Raw genomic sequence first — 16,852 nt, forward strand, 5'->3', positions numbered from 1 at the left:
CCGGCTACCGCTTCGACCGTACCACCTCGGCATCGGAACTTCCCGCTTCCCCTCTCGCGCCTCGTTCGGCTTGGCGCGAAAGAGGCGTGATTGTAGGCATAAGCTCCGTACCCCGCAAGGGGGTTTCGATAAATTTTTTGTCCCTCATAGATTCACACTCCGAGCGCCCTCGCATATTTTCTATACAGAAGACTGCCAGAAGGCCGGCAAACCGCAGAACAAACGCGGAACGGACTAAAATGACAGGTTCCTCGCATCCAACCATGTCAATCTATGCGCCAGCGAACCGCTAAACGCCTCCCTCCCGATGCCGACAAACTGGTCGGTCTGTCGCTCGCGCTGTTTGCGTCCGGCAGCCGCGTCGAAGATCGCTTCTGGGAAGCCAAGCTCGACGCCTTGCTCGCAAAGATCGTCCGCAACGGCAATCAGACCACGCTCGATGCCGCGCTCGATCATCTCCAGCAGAATCATCCGGACGCCTACGGCGCTCTCGCCGACATGGCCGAGACGCACAGCGAATCGCTGTCCGTCGAGCACGACGGCAAGCCGTACGAAGCGCTCCTCGTCGCCGTCCCAGTGCTCGCGTGGACCCGCTACATGATTCCGTCGGGCTCGCTCAAGACCGAGATCGCCGACGTGTTGCGCACCCATTTGCAAGCGCACGTGCTCGCGCAAGACACGCTCGTCGCGATGGCTCCCTTTCTCTACAGCATCGACCAGTTGCCGCGCCATCACGTCGAGACTTATCGCCTCGCCCAGCAACTCGCGCACGCGGCGCTCGGCAACCATCCGGTCAAGCTGAGCTTCGGCGACCTGCCCGAAACGTCGCCGATTCTCGCCGATCCGCGCTTCCTGCTCGCCGTCGTGGCCGCGCCCGCCGGCGCCCCGCTCTTCCGCTGGCAGGAGGAAGAGCACGGTTCGCGCATCGAGCGCGGCCAATGCCTCGAGCAATGGGCCGCGCAAGGCGGCGTCAACCTGTCCGCCGCGCTGCCCGGCTGCGAATTCGAGAGCCTGCTGCCCGACGCGTACTACTCCGCGTGCCGCGACGCAGACGAGCGAATCCGTCCGCATACCGTGCGCACCGCGATCCGCTATCTGTTCGACACGATCGGCGCCGCGCCGCAGGAACTGCGCGCCGTGATCGCCGGCTTCGGCGAGCGCCGGATCGACGAATATCGCGTCGCATTCACTCGCCGCGGCAGCAACGATGTCATCTATGGCGTCGTCTGGCCGCTCTATGGCCGCGAGAACGGCGAGACGCCGGTCGACGAAGCGACGCTCGAAGCCGAATCGCCCGCCGACGGGCCGCTCGAAGAAATCGCTTCGCTGCTGAAGGAAGCGGGCGTGACCGACATCAGGCGCCACGCCGGCCGTTTCGAACCCGAATACTGCGACGATTGCGGCGTCCCGCTGTACGCGGACCCGCTCGGCGAAATCGTCCACGCGGAGATGCCGGAGGACGCGACGCCCGCGCAGCCGCATTTCCACTAAAGCGCCGCGCCGACCGGCGCGAAAAGTCAGCCGAAGGCCGCCTCGAGCACCCGCTCGAGGCGGCCTTCGCGTTTTTGCTTGTCTGAATTTTTCTTATGACTTTCAGCTAGGCCGACATTTTGTAATGTATTTGTCATTATTGTGGAGATGGCACTCGTCGTTTTCTCGATCAATCGGATAAGCGGAGGCATTACATGAGGTTTCTGGTGCTTAATTCTGACGCTGAGCGTCGTGACGGCTTGAAAACCCTGCTGCGTCAAATCGACCGGCATGCCGGCTACAACGACGCCAAGGACTGGCGGCAGGCACAGCAGCTCATCAAACAACAGGGCTTCGACTTGATCGCGGTCGACTGGCAGGACATCAAGCGGCTCGGCGACCTGCACGCGCTTTGTCAGGCCTGCGCGCCGACGCCCGTCGCCGCGCTCACCGACGACGCGTCACCCGAGCACGCGCAGGCGCTCTTCGACGCCGGCGTGCTCGGCGTCATTCCACGTTCGACGCGCCCGCACCTCATCGTTCTCGCGCTGGAAATGGTGCTGCTCGGCGGGCGCTACGTCCCGCCGAGCGCGCTCAACCTCACCGAGCCGGCCTCACGTGCGAGGGACGGCCGCGTCGATGCGATCGTGAGCCAGCTCCCGCGCAGGAAGCGCTCGCCGTGCAGCCTGCTGTCGCCGCGCCAGGCGCAGATCATGCGTTTCGTCCACATGGGCAGCACGAACAAAATGATCGCGCGCACGCTAGGCATCAGCGAAGGCACCGTCAAGATTCATCTGGCCAGCATCTTCCAGCAACTGGGTGCGACAAATCGCGCCGCCGCGGTCGCGATCTACAACGGCTGGCTACCGCCGCATCTCGAAGTGCTGCTGTCCGCGCGCGACAGCTCGCCGAAGCCCGTGCACGGCGCGGCCGGCCCCGTGCCGCTGCGCGTGGCGAAACCGCAGCACAAGTACCCGCTTGTCGCAGAAAACGAATCGTCTGCCGAGCCGCTCGTCGCGGCCGAACCGCCCGCGCCGTTCAAAGCGAACGAATAGCCGGTAAAACCCGTGTAGAGGGTGAATCCATTCCCATCTTTCGTATTCAACGAGTAATATAAAAACATGGGTTTCCTCTACACGCCGCTTCCGTTCTGGGTCGCTGTCGGTGGCTGGATCGCCGCCGTGGCCCTGCTCGCCCTCGCGCTGTGGAAGCGCCCGTTCGGCCGTTTGCAGGATGCGACGCTGCAGCACGTGTGGCTCGCGCTCGTGACCACGATCGCGGTGCTATGGGCATCCAATGCGTGGCTCGACGACGGCCTCGTCATGCATCTGCTCGGCGCGACGCTGCTCGTCACGCTGTTCGACTGGACCCTCGCGCTCGTCGGGATGGCCGCCGTGATCGGCGTCGCGGCCGTCGTGTTCGACGCGACGTGGCAAGGCGTCGGACTCACCTATCTCGTATACGGCGCGCTGCCCGTCGCGGTGTCGACGCTGCTGCAGCGCGCCGCGCTCGCGTGGCTGCCGCACAACCTGCCCGCGCTCATCGTCGGCCAGGGCTTCGTATCGCCGGCGATCGCCGTGGGCGTCGTCGCGGCCGCGGCGGCCGGGGTGCAGATCGCGCTAGCCGAAGGCACGCTCGTCGTCGTGCCATCCGGCTATGCGCTCAACGCATTGCTGCTCGCGCTCGGCGAAGCGTGGTTCACCGGCATGGCGACCGCGCTGATCGCGGTCTACCGGCCCGCGTGGGTCACGACCTCCGACGTGCGCCGCTATCGGCTCGGCGGGCCGCGCGCATGAGCTTGGCCGTCTGACGGCAGGCGCGCCGACGCGTGCGCGCTCGGCCATGCGGACAACCGCTCTACTGCCGCGCCGGAAAATTACGCTAAGATGGAACCCTGCTCTTCATCGGGCATCTCATGTGCCTGGTGTCTCTATCGCGCTTATCTCATACCTTCTAGATGGACAGCTTTCCCGCCTCGCACCGCCTGCTCGGCGCGCTCGGCAAGCTGACGGCCTGTGTCGCGGGCCTGTCGCTCACGTTTGCCGCGCCCGCGTTCGCCGACTTGCTCGATCAACGCGCCGAACTCATCAACAAGTACGTCAACGAAATGCATGCCGATCCGCTCGTCGCGGACTGCGCCGCGCATGGCAACTTCATCGCCGGCACGTCAAGCGCCTTCGACCATGTCGAATTTCCGCCGAACGCGTTCGACAGCGGCAACGCATCGATCACGCCCTGGAACGATTCATTCGACGAAGGCAAGCAGCGCGTGAAGGTCGACAACATCGTGACCGTCGAGGGCCTCGGCGTGCGCAGCAGCGGCGGCGAGCCGGAGCACCTGAAGTTCCGCTGCGGCTACGTCGGCACGCAGATGCTCGCGTTCAGCTGGAACGATCCCGTGCCGCCCGCGAAGCCGCGCGTCGAGCGCGCGACGTCGTCGAAGAAAAAGCTTCGCGCGCACTCGGGCAAAGGCAAGATCAAGGCGAAAGCCACGGGCAAGAGCGGCAAACGGTCGGCGTCGACGAAGAAGTCCGGCGCGACGAAGAAAACCGTGAAGAAGCGGTCGACGCGAAAGTCGTGAAGCCTCCGATCGGAGGTCGGGCCGCGCGACCGCACGGACGCCCCCACGGACGACCGCACGGCCGATAGAGGCGTCTGGCGCCGCGTCGCGCTCGGCCGCCATCGGCCCGACAAAAAAGCCGGGGTGCGGCGTCGCGCTCCGGCTTTTTCATGCGCGCCCGAATCCGCTCGAACGCGCGCCCCTCACACGCGCAAGCGCGCGCTCAGGCGAACGTCTGCACGTGCTCGAGAATCGCGCCCAGCATCGCCGCACCGAGCGACGCGCTGCGCGCGCCGTTCCAGCCGACGTGCTCGTCGGGCAGGTTCGCATTGTCCTTGAACGGCATCTCGAGCGTGAGCGACAGGCAGCCGAACCGATGGCCGATGTACTTCGACGCGAGCTTGAGCGCATCTTCCTTGTACTTGCCGGGCGGATAGCCGTGCTCGTCCTGGAAATCGGGGCTCGCGCGCTTGAACGCGCCGATGAACGCGCGCTGCTCGACACGCTGCTGCTCGGTGAAGCCCGGCAGCATCTCCGAGCCGGCCGCGAACACGTACGGCAGATCTTCGTCGCCGTGGATATCGAAGAAGAGATCGCAGCCGATCGCATGAATCGCGTCGCGCACGACGAGCACCTCGGGGCTGCGCTCGGCGTCGGGCTCCATCCATTCGCGATTCAGGTTCGCGCCCGCGGCGTTCGTGCGCAGGTTGCCGCGCACGCTGCCGTCCGGATTCATGTTCGACACGATGTAGAACGTCGCGCGATCGCAGAGCTTGCGCGCGACCGGATCGCCCGACCAGTCGCCCCAGCCGACAAGCCGCTTCACGAGCCCTTCGACGAACCATTCCGCCATCGATTCGCCCGGATGCTGGCGCGCGATGATCCACACCTTCTTCTTCGCGACGCCCGCTTCGTCGGGCGTGCCGAGCACGACGAGCGACATCGGCCGCCCTTCGACGGTGCGGCCCAGCTCGACGACGTTCGCGTGCGGCATCTGCTGAACCGCGCCGAGAAATTCCGAATGCCGCTCTTCGCTGTACGGCTCGAAGTACGCGTAATAGACGCTGTCGAAATCGGGCGTATGGTCGATCGTCAGCACCTGGCCGTCAAACGAAGTCGGCACGCGGAACCAGTTGACCCGGTCGTAGCTCGCGACCGCGCGATAGTTGCGCCAGCCGGCCGGATACGCGCACGCATCCGCGTTCTCGAACGTCATCACGCAGCGCTCGCCGCGCGCGCCCGTCAGGCGGAAATAGAACCACTGCGCGAACTCGGCGCGATTGTCGCCGCGCACGCGCAGCCGGATCGCATCCGCGCGCTCGCACGACAGGACATCGATCGCGCCCGCGTCGAAATTGCTCGTGATCGAGAGAGTCATGGCATCTCCTGGTTGCGGCGGCCGCGCCGGGCCGCCGGATGTGCGTCGCGGCCAGCTTGCCCGGCCGCCGAGAATTCAAGCGCCGACGCGCCGGCGAAACACGTAGGTGTCGTCGTTCGACGCGGCTTCGTCGAACGCATAGCCTTCCGACGCGAAATCCTTCAGCGCGTCGGGCGCGCCGATCCGCCCTTCGACGATGTAGCGCGCCATCAGCCCGCGCGCGCGCTTCGCGTGGAAGCTGATGATCTTGTAGCGGCCGTCCTTCCAGTCCTCGAACACCGGCGTGACGACGCGCGCATCGAGCAGCTTCGGCCTCACCGACTTGAAGTACTCGGCCGACGCGCAATTGACGAGCACGCGCGACGCGCCGTCGCGCGACTTCAGCTCGGCGTTCAGCGCCTGCGTGATCCGCCCGCCCCAGAACGCGTACAGATCCTTGCCGCGTGCGTTCGCGAAGCGCGTGCCCATTTCGAGCCGGTACGGCTGCAGCAGGTCGAGCGGCCGCAACAGCCCGTAGAGCCCCGACAGCACACGCACGTGCCGCTGCGCGTAGTCGAGATCGTCGGCCGACAGCGAGCGCGCGTCGAAGCCTTCGTAGACGTCGCCGTTGAACGCGAGCACCGCCTGCTTCGCGTTAGCGGGCGTCGACGTGCGCGACCACTGCGCGTAGCGCTGGAAATTCAGGCGCGCGAGCGGATCGGAAATGCTCATCAGCGTCCCGATCTGCTGCGGCGACAGGCGGCGCAGCTCGCCGATCAGCTCGGCCGCGTCGTCGGCGAACTGGGGCAGCGTGTGGGTGCGAACGTGAGGCGGGGTTTCGTAGTCGAGCGATTTCGCCGGGGAGAGAACGATTATCATAGGGGCTCGCCGGCACGCCGTGCCGCGCAATCAGACGAAAACCACCGATTGTAACGAATGCCCAGCCCCGACGCTTCCCGCGCCGGTCGTCGCGTGGTGCTCGATTCGAATGTCTGGATCGACATCCTCGTGTTCGACGACCCCGCCGCCCGCCCGATCCGCGATGCCCTTGAAACGGGCGCCATCACGGCGCTCATCGACGTCCGCTGCCTGGTCGAGCTCGAACGCGTGCTCGACTACCCGCAGTTCAAGGCGCGCGCGGTCGACAAGGCGGCCGCGCTCGCGGCGCTCGCGCGCCTGTCGGAGCGCGTCGCGGGGCCCGATCGCGGCGAATCGCGCGAATCGCGCGGGTCAGCCGCGACGAACGCCGACGGCGCGTCGGCGGCCGCATCGCCCGCGCACGCGCCCGATGCCCGGAATGCGCCGGGCGGACCGGACGGCCGGCACGCGCCGGACGCGCAAACGCGCCGCGCGAGCGCGCCGCCGTCAGGCGACGCGGCGGCGGCATCGCCCGCCGAAGACGCGCCGCCACGCCCGCTGCCGAAGTGCAAGGATCGCGACGACCAGAAATTCCTCGAACTCGCCTACGCGGCGCGCGCCGACTGGCTCATATCGAAGGACCGCGCGCTTCTGAAGCTCGCACGCCGCACCGAGCGCGATTTCGGATTCCGGATCGCGCAGCCCGCGCCGTTCGCGGCCAGCGCGCTCGCAGCCGACGCATCCGAGCCGGCATGAGCGACGCGCCGCCCCGACACTTTTCGCGCAAGCCACGATGAACGCACCGCACGACATGCCTACGACGCCCACTCTCCTCTCCCGCCTGCCCGACGTCGGCACGACGATCTTCACGGTCATGAGCGCGCTCGCCGCCGAAAAAGGCGCGGTCAACCTCGGCCAGGGCTTCCCCGATTTCGATTGCGATCCTCGCATCGTCGACGCGGTCGCGCGCGCGATGCGCGACGGCCACAACCAGTATCCGCCGATGGCGGGCGTCGCGCCGCTGCGCGAGGCGATCGCGGACAAGATCGAGCGGCTCTACGGCCGCCGCTACGACGCCGCGACCGAAATCACCGTGACGGCGGGCGCGACGCAGGCGCTCCTGACCGCGATCCTTTGCGCCGTGCATCCGGGCGACGAAGTGATCGTGGTCGAGCCGACCTACGACAGCTATCTGCCGTCGATCGCGCTCGCGGGCGCAACGGCCGTGTTCGTCACGCTCGACGCGCCCGACTATGCGATTCCGTTCGACAAGCTCGCCGCGGCGATCACGCCGAAGACGCGCGCGATCCTGATCAACACGCCGCACAATCCGACGGGCACCGTGTGGCGCGAAGCGGACATGCGCGCGCTCGAGGACATCGTGCGCGGCACCAATCTGCTGATCGTGTCCGACGAGGTCTACGAGCACATGGTCTACGACGGCGCGCGACACGAAAGCGTCGCCCGCCATCCGGAGCTCGCGGCGCGCAGCATCGTCGTGTCGAGCTTCGGCAAGACGTTCCACGTGACGGGCTGGAAGATCGGCTACGTCGCCGCGCCCGCGCCGCTGATGGCCGAGTTCCGCAAGGTGCACCAGTTCAACGTGTTCACGGTGAACACGCCGATGCAGTTCGGCATCGCCGAATACCTGCGCGACCCCGAGCCGTACCTGACGCTGCCCGCGTTCTATCAGAAAAAGCGCGACTTCTTCCGGGCCGGGCTCGCGAACACGCGCTTCAAGTTGCTGCCGTGCGCGGGCACGTATTTCCAGTGCGTCGATTATTCGGCGATCAGCGATTTGCCCGAGGCGGAATTCGCGAAATGGCTGACAGCCGAGATCGGCGTCGCCGCGATTCCGGTGTCGGCGTTCTATCACGAGCCGCACGAATCGGGCGTCGTGCGCTTTTGCTTCGCGAAGCGCGAGGCAACGCTCGCGACCGCGCTCGAACGGCTCGCACGCTTGTAAGTCACGACGATCCGGCGCGTGCGCGACTTTCGCGCGCGTCGCCGCAATCGTCCGTGCTCCGCGCGCGCTCGAGCGGCCCAACGGCTCGCGCCGCCGCGCGCGACGCGGCAAGGACACGCGACGCGCGCGACGGCGAACCGCCTTCGCGCGTCGTGCCCGCATCACGCCAGCATCACGCCCATCGTCGCGTCAGCTATCCTTCGCGAGCCCCGCGATGAACGCCTTGCGCTCTTCGCTCACGCGCTTCGCGGCCGGCCGCTCCTCCTCGATGCGCTTCACGTACGACTTCCAGTCGATCCCCGCGTCGGCGACGAAATCGCGGCCGTAGACAGCCTTCGTCGCGAGCGCGACGACCGGCAAATGGATGAACGCGGCGATATCGGCGATGCAGAACGCGTCGCCGAGCACGTAAGGCGAGAATTTCGCGAGCCGCTTGAAACCGTCCAGCGCGCGCGGCATGCGCTTCTCGACGTGCGCCTTCGTGCCGTCGCTCACCTGGCCGCCGAAGAACGCCTGCGGAAACAGCTCGCGCACGTTCCATTCGAGATACAGCTCGAGCACGGCCGTGATCTCGCGCGCCTTCGCCGCCGCGAACGGATCGGCCGGAAAGATGCGCTTGTCGGGATGGATCGCGGCGAGGTATTCGACGATCGCCTGCGATTCGCTGATCGCGCCGTGCTCGGTGAGCAGATACGGCACCTTGCCGAGCGGCGTGTCGACGAACAGCGCGGGATCATCGATCGGCAGCTTGACGAGCGTTTCGTCGAACGAAATGTCGTGCTCGAGCAGTACGAACTTGACCTTGTTGTAATAGTTGGACAACGGTAAGCCACAGAGCCGCAGCATCGAAGTCTCCTTCTTCATGGGAAAAGGGCCGCGCGCGATGTATCCCGCGCGTCGGTCGGCGTGACGCCGAAAAGCACGTTCATGCTAGTCTAAAGCAACTTCGAAACGCGCCGCGCGTTTCGAGCGCCGCTTCAAAACATGCCGGCCAAGCCGGCCGGGACGATGTCCGCCCGCGCGGCGCGCGAGCGCGGCGCATCGCGCCCGACGCCTGTCGCATTCAAGGAGACTCACCGCATGAGCGCAGAACTGCTCGCGTCGCGCCCGCCGGAAAGCGAATCGACGCTCGTCCTCACGCTGTCCAACCCCGGCGCGCGCAACGCGCTTCACCCCGACATGTACGCGGCCGGCCTCGAGGCGCTCAATACCGCCGAGCGCGATCCGTCGATCCGCGCGGTCGTGCTGACCGGCGCGGACCGCTTTTTCTGCGCGGGCGGCAACCTGAACCGGCTGCTCGACAATCGCGCGAAGGAGCCCGCCGTGCAGGCGGCGAGCATCGATCTGCTCGGCGAATGGGTCACCGCGATCAACACGGTGACGAAGCCCGTGATCGCCGCCGTGGAGGGCGCGGCGGCCGGCGCGGGCTTCTCGCTCGCGCTCGCGTGCGATCTCCTCGTCGCCGCCGACGACGCGAAGTTCGTGATGTCGTACGCACGCGTCGCGCTCACGCCCGACGGCGGGGGCTCGTGGTTCCTCGCGCGCGCGCTGCCCCGCGCGCTCGCGGCCGAGATCCTGTTCGAGGGCAAGCCGGCCGCCGCAACGCGGCTGCATGCGCTCGGCGTCGTGAACCGCCTGACGAAGCCGGGCGCCGCGCGCGACGAGGCGATCGCGTGGGCCGACGAGCTCGGCAGGATGTCGCCGAACGCGCTCGCGCGGATCAAATCGCTGATCGCCGACGCGCAGACGCAGCCGCTCGCCGCGCATCTCGCCGCCGAGCGCGATCACTTCGTCGCGTCGCTGCACCATGCGGACGCGCTCGAAGGCATCACCGCGTTCCTCGACAAGCGCGCTCCTATCTACAAACGCTAACGTCCACCCATGCCCTATCAATTGCCGAAGCGCCGCCGCATCTATCTGATGCGCCACGGCGACGTCACCTATTTCGATGCGAGCGGCCGCCCGTTCGACCAGGACGCCGTGCCGCTCAACGAGCGCGGCCGCATGCAGGCGCGCGCCGCCGGGCGCGTGTTCGCCGAGCAGAACGTGCGTTTCGACCGCGTGATCACGAGCGGCCTGCCGCGCACGATCGAGACCGCGCAGCGCGTGCTTGCCGAGGCCGGCCAGCAGCTCGACATCGATATCGAGCCCGCGTGGCGAGAGATCCGCGGCGGCTTTCTCGCCGACATCCCGCCCGAGGAACAGGAAGCCGCGTTCCTGCGCGTGCTCGACGGCATCGTCGCCGAGCACACGCGCTTTCTCGGCGGCGAGACGATCGGCGAGCTGATCGACCGCGTGCTGCCGCCGCTCGCCGCACTGCGCGCGAATCCGTCGTGGGACACGGTGCTGCTCGTGCTGCACGGCGGCGTGAATTGCGCGCTGCTCTCGCATGCGACGGTGCCCGGGCATCGGCTCTTCATCGGCACGCTGTCACAGTCGGCGGGCTGCATCAACGCGCTCGACGTCGGCGAGCGCGACGACGACTGGGTCGTGCGGCTCGTCAACTATTCGCCGCCCGAGGCGCTGCACCGCGACATGCGCAACACGACGATGGAAGTGCTGTACCACCAGTTCTTGCAGAGCACGCGCGAGTAGGCGCGTCGAACGGCCCCGGAGGAGACGATGGCAGCCGAGCACGATCCGCAGTCCAAGCCGACCGATTACGCCGCATTCGAAGGCACGCGCCCTGTCGGCGACGCGCAGCGCTTCGACGCCGACGCGCTCGCCGCGTGGCTCGCGAAGCACGTCGACGGCTTCGCCGGCCCGCTTTCCGTCGAGCAGTTCAAGGGCGGCCAGTCGAATCCGACGTTCAAGCTCGTCACGCCCGCGCGCAGCTACGTGCTGCGCGCGAAACCCGCGCCCGCGGCGAAGCTGCTGCCGTCCGCGCACGCGATCGAGCGCGAGTATCGGGTAATGGCCGCGCTCGCGGGCACGGACGTGCCCGTCGCGCGGATGCTCGCGCTTTGCGACGACGAAAGCGTGATCGGCCGCGCGTTCTACGTGATGGCGTTCGTCGACGGCCGCGTGCTGTGGGACCCGTCGCTGCCCGGCATGACGCCCGCCGAGCGCGGCCGCCATTACGACGAAATGAACCGCGTGATCGCCGCGCTGCATTCGATCGATCCGCACACGGTCGGGCTCGCCGACTACGGCAAGGCCGGCAACTATCTCGCGCGCCAGATCGCGCGCTGGAGCAAGCAGTACCTCGCGTCGGAGACCGAGCCGATCGACGCGATGCACCGGCTGATCGACTGGCTGCCGCGGCATCTGCGCCCGGAAGCCGAAACCGACGCGCGCGTGTCGATCGTGCACGGCGACTATCGGCTCGACAACCTGATCTTCGATCCGCACGCGCCGCGCGTGCTCGCCGTGCTCGACTGGGAACTGTCGACGCTCGGCGATCCGCTCGCCGACTTCGCGTATCACTGCATGGCGTGGCACGTCGCGCCGGAGAGCTTTCGCGGCATCGCGGGGCTCGATCTGCCGGCGCTCGGAATTCCCGACGAAACGCATTACGTCGCGCGTTACTGCGAGCGCACGGGCCTCACGATTCCCGAGAACTGGAACTTCTATCTCGCATACAACATGTTCCGGATCGCGGCGATCCTGCAAGGCATCATGAAGCGCGTCGTCGACGGCACCGCATCGAGCGCGCAGGCGCTCGACGCCGGCCGGCGCGCGCGGCCGATGGCCGAGCTTGCGTGGCGCTACGCGCAGCGCACGCGTTAGCGGCGCGCCCTTCCCTCACCGAACCGACCGACCAGCGAGGCAGCCATGCATTTCGATTACTCCCCGAAAGTCGACGCGCTGCGCGCGCGGCTCAACGCGTTCTTCGACGAGCACATCTTTCCGAACGAGCGCGCGTTCCACGAAGAGATCGCGCGCAACCGGCGCGCCGGCAACGCATGGCAGCCGGTGGAGCTGATCGAGACGCTGAAGCCGAAGGCGCGCGCGGCGGGCTTGTGGAACCTGTTCCTCCCCGCTTCGACGCGCGGCGCGGGTCTCACGAATCTCGAGTACGCGCCGCTTTGCGAAATCATGGGCCGTGTGCCGTGGGCGCCCGAAGTCTTCAACTGCAACGCGCCCGACACCGGCAACATGGAGACGCTCGAGCGTTACGGCACCGACGCGCACAAGGCGGCGTGGCTCGAGCCGCTCCTCGACGGCGCGATCCGCTCGGCGTTCCTGATGACGGAGCCCGAAGTCGCGTCGTCGGATGCGACGAACATCCGGACCCGCATCGAGCGCGACGGCGGCGACTACGTGATCAACGGTCACAAGTGGTGGTCGTCGGGCGCGGGCGATCCGCGCTGCAAGCTCTATATCGTGATGGGCAAGACGGACCCCGACGCGCCCCGCCACGCGCAGCAATCGATGATCCTCGTGCCGTCGGAGGCGCCCGGCGTCACCGTGCATCGGCCGCTCAACGTGTTCGGCTACGACGACGCGCCGCACGGCCACATGGAGATCACGCTCGAGAACGTGCGCGTGCCGGCGTCGAACCTGCTGCTCGGCGAAGGACGCGGCTTCGAGATCGCGCAGGGCCGGCTCGGGCCGGGCCGCATCCATCACTGCATGCGGCTCATCGGGCTCGCGGAGCGCGCGCTCGAGCTGATGTGCCGGCGTGCGTCGGAGCGGATCGCGTTCGGCAAGCCGGTCGCCGCGCAGACGGTCACGCAGGAGCGGATCGCCGAAGCGCGCTGCATGATCGAACAGGCGCGGCTCCTCACGCTGAAGACCGCGTACATGATGGACACCGTCGGCAACAAGGGCGCGCGCGGCGAGATCGCGATGATCAAGGTGGTTGCGCCGAACATGGCGTGCCAGGTGATCGACTGGGCGATCCAGGCGCACGGCGGCGGCGGCGTCAGCGACGACTTCCCGCTTGCGTATGCGTACGCGTCGGCCCGCACGCTGCGTTTCGCGGACGGGCCGGACGAGGTCCATCGCAACGCGATCGCGAAGCTCGAGCTCGCACGTCACGCGCCGCCGCCCGCCTGAGGCGCGCTTCGCGCCGCGAAGCGAACACCCGGCGGGCCATGCGCGCGGCCGCCCCGCCACCGTCCCTCGACGCCGCCGCGACGCGCCGCGTCCACTCCGGCTCCCGCGCCGACGCAACGCGCGGCCCCACACGTCCGTCGCGGAAAGAACCGCGATGCGCCACCGCGAATGGGCGGCAAACCACGCGCGGACCAAAGCCGCTAAGCGCCTGCCGCAAGTACTCGCGCACCTGCGGCAGGCGCGCGACGTTCGCTCCGGTGATCGTCAAGCCGTCCGTCGCCGAGCACCCTGCCGGCGACGCGAGTGCGGCGCCGTCGAGCGTATTCGCCACGCACACGATCTGGCCCGCCGCGCAGCCCGGCGCCTGCTGCAACGCGATCGGCGTGTCGCCGATCGACGCGAGCGCATTGCGCGACACGCGCAACTGGCAGACGTTGCCGAGCGCTCGTATGCCGGCGTACTGGACTCGGGAAATCCGGTTGTCGGTCACGGACACGCCCGTCGCCTTGCCCGACCAGGTGTTGACGTCGATCGCGGCCATGTAGGCCGGCGAGCGCGTGTTGTTCGGATCGGGCAATTCGATCTCCGACACCGTGTTGTTCGACACGATGACGTTGCGCGCATCGTAGGTGTTCCAGCCGTCCTCCTGCCCCACGAGGATTCCGGCGGCCTTCTGCACGTTCTGCACCGTGTTGCCGGTGATCGTCACGTCCGCTCCGCCGACCACGGTCGCGCCGCGCCCCCAGTGGTTGCCGAGCAGCTTGTTGTTCTGGATCAGCACGTTGCTGCTGAGCTTGCCGTCCGCCTGGTAGCTGACGACCGCGACCATGTCGTCGCCGGTGTTGCGCACCGTGTTGTCGCGCACCAGCACGTTGCGCGAACCGTACGTGGCGTGGATGCCGTCGGCCAGCGTGTCCTGGACGGTGTTGCCGACAATGGCGACGTCCGCGCCGCCGAACACGAAGATGCCCGCGCTCGCGCCGCCGCGCACCGTGACGTCGAGCACCTGAACGCCCGCGCCCGTCACGTCCACCTTCGCCGATTCCGGCGTCGACAGCCGCGTCGCGCCCGTGCCGACCAGCGTGACGCCGACGAGCGTCGAATTCTGGCCGCGCATCTCGATGGTCTGGTCGGCGTCGTTCGTCGCGACGAGCGTCGCGCCGTAGCCGGACACCACGACCTGCGTGTTCCTCACGATCAGCGAACGCCCGACGGCGTACTGCCCCGGCGCGAGCACGAGGCGCTGGCCGGTCTGCAACGCATCGAGCGCCCGTTGCAGCGCGTCGGCCTGGTCGCCGCCATTGCCCGCCGGATAGACGGTGACGTCGGCGGGCGCGGCCCATGCCCGCGCCGTGCCGCCGGCGGCGAGCGCCCACGCGGCGGCGAATACGGCGAGAACTCGCTGTGATCGGTTCATCATCGTCCCCTTCCTGATCGTTGTAAGGGCACGATATGTTTTCGAAAGGTCGCATGTCCGTGCGTCAAACCACACTCGCCTGCGCCGCGCGAACCCCGCTCAGAAATAATGCAGCGTGATGAACTCGGCCGCGCAGGCCGGCACCGGCTCGCCGCCCAGCTCGACCTCCACCGACACCGCCCAGACCGCCTGCACGCCGCCCTGCTTCGCCGGCCCCGTCTCCTTCAGCGCGAAGAGCGCACGCACGCGCGAGCCGACCGGCACCGGCTTCAGGAAGCGCACGCGATTCAGGCCGTAGTTCACGCCCATCCGCTGCTCGAAGCGCAGCGTGTCCGTCATCAGCGCCGGAATCAGCGACAGCGTAAGGAAGCCGTGCGCGATCGGGCCGCCGAACGGCGACTCGCGCGCGGCGCGCTCGGGATCGACGTGGATCCACTGATGATCGTCCGTCGCGGCGGCGAACCGGTCGACGCGCGCCTGGCCGACGTCGATCCAGCCGCTCGCGAGCGGCGCCGCGCCGACCCGCGCGCGCAGCGCATCGGCCGACGCGACGAGCGGCGGATCGCTCGCGCCCGCCGTCATGCGCCCCCCTGCGGCGAACGCAACCCGAAGATCACCTTCGAGCGCACGGTGATGACGGTCTCGCCCGCTTCGTTGACGCCCTCCCATTCGGTCGTCACGATCCCGCGATCCGGCCGGCTCGCGGACAGCCGCTTGTCGAGGACCTTGCTGTACATCGTGATCGTGTCGCCCGCGCGCACCGGCTTGATCCAGCGGATCTCCTCGATGCCGGGCGAGCCCATGCTCGTCGAGCCCTGCAGCACGTTGCGCACGAGCATGCCCATGAACACCGAGCACGTGTGCCAGCCGCTCGCGACGAGCCCGCCGAACATCGACGCCTTCGCCGCTTCCGAGTCGACGTGAAAAGGTTGCGGATCGTACGCCTGAGCGAACGTGACGATCTCGTCGTCCGTGAATCGATGCTTGCCGACTTCAGTGCTGCCGCCGACTTCCAGGTCTTCGTAACTGATACCCATCGAGCTTCTCCGTGAAATGAAACGGGCGGGGGGCGCCGCCCGCTCAGGCATCCTGCAGCGCCGCGAAATCCGGCAGCGACGCAAAGCGTGCGAGGTGATGATCGACGTCGCCGAGCGTCGTTTCGATGATCGACAGGCGCTTGAACAGATGCGCGGCCGCGACTTCATCGGTGACGCCCATCCCGCCGTGCAGTTGCACCGCCTGCTGGCCGACGAAGCGCGCGGCCTGGCCGACGCGGACCTTCGCCGCCGACACCGCCTTGCGGCGCGCGTTCGCATCGTCGCTCGCGTAGCGCACCGCCGCGAGATACGTGAGCGAGCGCGCCTGCTCGGCGTGGATCAGCATGTCGACCATCCGGTGCTGCAGCGCCTGGAAGCGCGCGATCGGCACGCCGAACTGCTGGCGCGTCTTCGTATAGTCGAGCGTCGCGCGGTTGAGCGCGTCGAGCGCGCCGATCGCTTCGCCGCACAACAGCACGATCCCGTAATCCGCGATCCGCTCGAGTGCGGCCGCGTCGCGCTCGCCGCCCGCGAGCGCGCGCGCGGGCGTGTTCGACAGGCGGATCGTCGCCGCGCGCTGGCCGTCGATCGTCCGGTAGTCGACGACGTCCGCGCCCGCCGCGCCGCGTGCGATGGCGAACAGACCGATCGCGCCGTTCGGCAGCCGCGCGGGCGCGATCAGCACGTCCGCCTGCGCGCCGTGCCGGACGACCGACTTGACGCCGCTCAGCACGAATGCTTCGCCGTCGGGCCGCGCGGTCGTCTCGATCGCGAACAGATCGTGGCGCGCGTGCGGCTCGTGGAACGCGACCGCGAGCTTCGCGTCGCCCTGCGCGACACGCTCGAGGAGCGCGGCGTCCTCGCCGCCGCCCGAGCCCGCGACGCGCACCGCCTCGATCCCGACCGCCGTCGCCCAATAGGGCTCGACGACGAGCGCGCGCCCGAGCTCCTGCGTCGCGACGAGCATGTCGACGGCGCCGCCGCCGAAGCCGCCGTGCGCTTCGGGCACGGGCAGCGCGGTAAGGCCGAGCTCGGCGAACGCGCGCCACTGGTCGGCGGATACGCCCGCGTCCGAATGGACGATCGCGCGCCGCGCGTCGAAGCCGTAGCGCTCGTCGAGATACCGGCGCAGCGCGTCCGCGAATTGCTGTTGTTCTTCGCTGAAGGTGAAGTTCATGGCGGCGCT

The 16,852-nt window shown here is 68.1% G+C and carries 16 protein-coding genes and 1 pseudogene; 10 read left to right on the plus strand and 7 right to left on the minus strand.

What is annotated here, in order from left to right:
• Positions 1–273: 273 nt before the first annotated feature.
• The 4 genes from X946_RS11180 to X946_RS11195 all read left to right on the plus strand — a co-directional run bounded on the left by X946_RS11180 (position 274) and on the right by X946_RS11195 (position 4,051).
• The gene (locus tag X946_RS11180) at positions 274–1,491 is read left to right on the plus strand and encodes a DUF2863 family protein (protein ID WP_038747194.1); all 1,218 of its coding nucleotides are present in this window, start codon (positions 274–276) and stop codon (positions 1,489–1,491) included.
• Between the two features lie 194 nt (positions 1,492–1,685).
• Positions 1,686–2,525: a helix-turn-helix transcriptional regulator gene (locus tag X946_RS11185; protein WP_038747197.1), complete on the plus strand. Its 840-nt coding sequence runs from the start codon at positions 1,686–1,688 to the stop codon at positions 2,523–2,525.
• Between the two features lie 66 nt (positions 2,526–2,591).
• Complete coding sequence (locus tag X946_RS11190; protein ID WP_038747199.1) at positions 2,592–3,266, plus strand: energy-coupling factor ABC transporter permease; 675 nt, start codon at positions 2,592–2,594, stop codon at positions 3,264–3,266.
• 161 nt (positions 3,267–3,427) lie between these two features.
• Complete coding sequence (locus X946_RS11195) at positions 3,428–4,051, plus strand: BspC domain-containing protein (protein WP_038747201.1); 624 nt, start codon at positions 3,428–3,430, stop codon at positions 4,049–4,051.
• Between the two features lie 202 nt (positions 4,052–4,253).
• Here the strand turns inward: X946_RS11195 and X946_RS11200 are convergent, their stop codons facing one another.
• Together X946_RS11200 and yaaA are read right to left on the minus strand one after the other, a co-directional pair.
• Positions 4,254–5,408, minus strand: a complete 1,155-nt coding sequence (locus tag X946_RS11200) for a M14 family metallopeptidase (RefSeq protein ID WP_038747205.1) — start codon at positions 5,406–5,408, stop codon at positions 4,254–4,256.
• Positions 5,409–5,483: 75 nt separating this feature from the next.
• Positions 5,484–6,266 (minus strand): peroxide stress protein YaaA, encoded by a 783-nt coding sequence (gene yaaA, locus X946_RS11205; protein ID WP_038747208.1) that lies wholly within the window; start codon positions 6,264–6,266, stop codon positions 5,484–5,486.
• A 93-nt stretch (positions 6,267–6,359) separates the two neighbouring features.
• On the opposite strand from yaaA, the gene X946_RS11210 reads away from it, so the two are divergent.
• Together X946_RS11210 and X946_RS11215 are read left to right on the plus strand one after the other, a co-directional pair.
• Positions 6,360–7,001 carry a PIN domain-containing protein gene (locus tag X946_RS11210; RefSeq protein ID WP_059574602.1) on the plus strand — a complete coding sequence of 214 codons (642 nt, stop codon included), beginning with the start codon at positions 6,360–6,362 and terminating at the stop codon, positions 6,999–7,001.
• A gap of 37 nt (positions 7,002–7,038) precedes the next feature.
• A complete protein-coding gene (locus X946_RS11215; protein WP_038747213.1) occupies positions 7,039–8,211 on the plus strand; it encodes a pyridoxal phosphate-dependent aminotransferase in 1,173 nt (390 codons plus the stop codon).
• Between the two features lie 189 nt (positions 8,212–8,400).
• Here the strand turns inward: X946_RS11215 and X946_RS11220 are convergent, their stop codons facing one another.
• Complete coding sequence (locus tag X946_RS11220; RefSeq protein ID WP_038747364.1) at positions 8,401–9,057, minus strand: glutathione S-transferase; 657 nt, start codon at positions 9,055–9,057, stop codon at positions 8,401–8,403.
• Positions 9,058–9,291: 234 nt separating this feature from the next.
• Between X946_RS11220 and X946_RS11225 the strand changes: the two genes are divergently transcribed.
• From X946_RS11225 to X946_RS11240, 4 genes are read left to right on the plus strand one after another with little or no spacing between them, the layout of a single operon-like run.
• Positions 9,292–10,083 (plus strand): oxepin-CoA hydrolase, alternative type, encoded by a 792-nt coding sequence (locus X946_RS11225; RefSeq protein ID WP_038747368.1) that lies wholly within the window; start codon positions 9,292–9,294, stop codon positions 10,081–10,083.
• Between the two features lie 9 nt (positions 10,084–10,092).
• Positions 10,093–10,806 carry a histidine phosphatase family protein gene (locus tag X946_RS11230; RefSeq protein ID WP_038747216.1) on the plus strand — a complete coding sequence of 238 codons (714 nt, stop codon included), beginning with the start codon at positions 10,093–10,095 and terminating at the stop codon, positions 10,804–10,806.
• A 27-nt stretch (positions 10,807–10,833) separates the two neighbouring features.
• Positions 10,834–11,940 (plus strand): phosphotransferase, encoded by a 1,107-nt coding sequence (locus tag X946_RS11235; protein ID WP_038747218.1) that lies wholly within the window; start codon positions 10,834–10,836, stop codon positions 11,938–11,940.
• A gap of 45 nt (positions 11,941–11,985) precedes the next feature.
• Positions 11,986–13,212 carry an acyl-CoA dehydrogenase family protein gene (locus X946_RS11240; protein WP_038747221.1) on the plus strand — a complete coding sequence of 409 codons (1,227 nt, stop codon included), beginning with the start codon at positions 11,986–11,988 and terminating at the stop codon, positions 13,210–13,212.
• Positions 13,213–13,420: 208 nt separating this feature from the next.
• On the opposite strand, the pseudogene X946_RS11245 reads toward X946_RS11240, so the two are convergent.
• The 4 genes and pseudogenes from X946_RS11245 to X946_RS11260 form a co-directional block, all read right to left on the minus strand.
• Positions 13,421–14,632 (minus strand): annotated as a pseudogene (locus tag X946_RS11245) (right-handed parallel beta-helix repeat-containing protein); the annotation flags it as partial.
• Between the two features lie 96 nt (positions 14,633–14,728).
• Complete coding sequence (locus X946_RS11250; RefSeq protein WP_038747224.1) at positions 14,729–15,211, minus strand: MaoC family dehydratase; 483 nt, start codon at positions 15,209–15,211, stop codon at positions 14,729–14,731.
• On the minus strand, positions 15,208–15,666 hold the full coding sequence (locus X946_RS11255) for a MaoC family dehydratase (protein WP_038747227.1): 459 nt from the start codon (positions 15,664–15,666) through the stop codon (positions 15,208–15,210). The genes X946_RS11250 and X946_RS11255 overlap by 4 nt, the downstream gene beginning before the upstream one ends.
• Positions 15,667–15,709: 43 nt before the next feature.
• Entirely contained in the window at positions 15,710–16,843 is a 1,134-nt protein-coding gene (locus X946_RS11260) for an acyl-CoA dehydrogenase family protein (protein WP_038747229.1), read from the minus strand.
• Positions 16,844–16,852 lie beyond the last annotated feature (9 nt).

The sequence above is a fragment of the Burkholderia sp. ABCPW 111 genome (assembly GCF_000773065.1).
Classification (GTDB): Bacteria; Pseudomonadota; Gammaproteobacteria; order Burkholderiales; family Burkholderiaceae; genus Burkholderia; species Burkholderia savannae.

What these genes read in the sequence shown, in the direction of transcription:
- X946_RS11255 (WP_038747227.1), bottom strand. Translation starts at nt 15,666, where the DNA reads ATGGGTATCAGTTACGAAGACCTGGAAGTCGGCGGCAGCACTGAAGTC.
- X946_RS11230 (WP_038747216.1), top strand. Translation starts at nt 10,093, where the DNA reads ATGCCCTATCAATTGCCGAAGCGCCGCCGCATCTATCTGATGCGCCAC.
- X946_RS11180 (WP_038747194.1), top strand. Translation starts at nt 274, where the DNA reads ATGCGCCAGCGAACCGCTAAACGCCTCCCTCCCGATGCCGACAAACTG.
- X946_RS11195 (WP_038747201.1), top strand. Translation starts at nt 3,428, where the DNA reads ATGGACAGCTTTCCCGCCTCGCACCGCCTGCTCGGCGCGCTCGGCAAG.
- X946_RS11215 (WP_038747213.1), top strand. Translation starts at nt 7,039, where the DNA reads ATGAACGCACCGCACGACATGCCTACGACGCCCACTCTCCTCTCCCGC.
- X946_RS11235 (WP_038747218.1), top strand. Translation starts at nt 10,834, where the DNA reads ATGGCAGCCGAGCACGATCCGCAGTCCAAGCCGACCGATTACGCCGCA.
- X946_RS11220 (WP_038747364.1), bottom strand. Translation starts at nt 9,057, where the DNA reads ATGCTGCGGCTCTGTGGCTTACCGTTGTCCAACTATTACAACAAGGTC.
- X946_RS11225 (WP_038747368.1), top strand. Translation starts at nt 9,292, where the DNA reads ATGAGCGCAGAACTGCTCGCGTCGCGCCCGCCGGAAAGCGAATCGACG.
- X946_RS11250 (WP_038747224.1), bottom strand. Translation starts at nt 15,211, where the DNA reads ATGACGGCGGGCGCGAGCGATCCGCCGCTCGTCGCGTCGGCCGATGCG.
- X946_RS11185 (WP_038747197.1), top strand. Translation starts at nt 1,686, where the DNA reads ATGAGGTTTCTGGTGCTTAATTCTGACGCTGAGCGTCGTGACGGCTTG.
- X946_RS11190 (WP_038747199.1), top strand. Translation starts at nt 2,592, where the DNA reads ATGGGTTTCCTCTACACGCCGCTTCCGTTCTGGGTCGCTGTCGGTGGC.
- X946_RS11240 (WP_038747221.1), top strand. Translation starts at nt 11,986, where the DNA reads ATGCATTTCGATTACTCCCCGAAAGTCGACGCGCTGCGCGCGCGGCTC.
- X946_RS11200 (WP_038747205.1), bottom strand. Translation starts at nt 5,408, where the DNA reads ATGACTCTCTCGATCACGAGCAATTTCGACGCGGGCGCGATCGATGTC.
- X946_RS11260 (WP_038747229.1), bottom strand. Translation starts at nt 16,843, where the DNA reads ATGAACTTCACCTTCAGCGAAGAACAACAGCAATTCGCGGACGCGCTG.
- yaaA (WP_038747208.1), bottom strand. Translation starts at nt 6,266, where the DNA reads ATGATAATCGTTCTCTCCCCGGCGAAATCGCTCGACTACGAAACCCCG.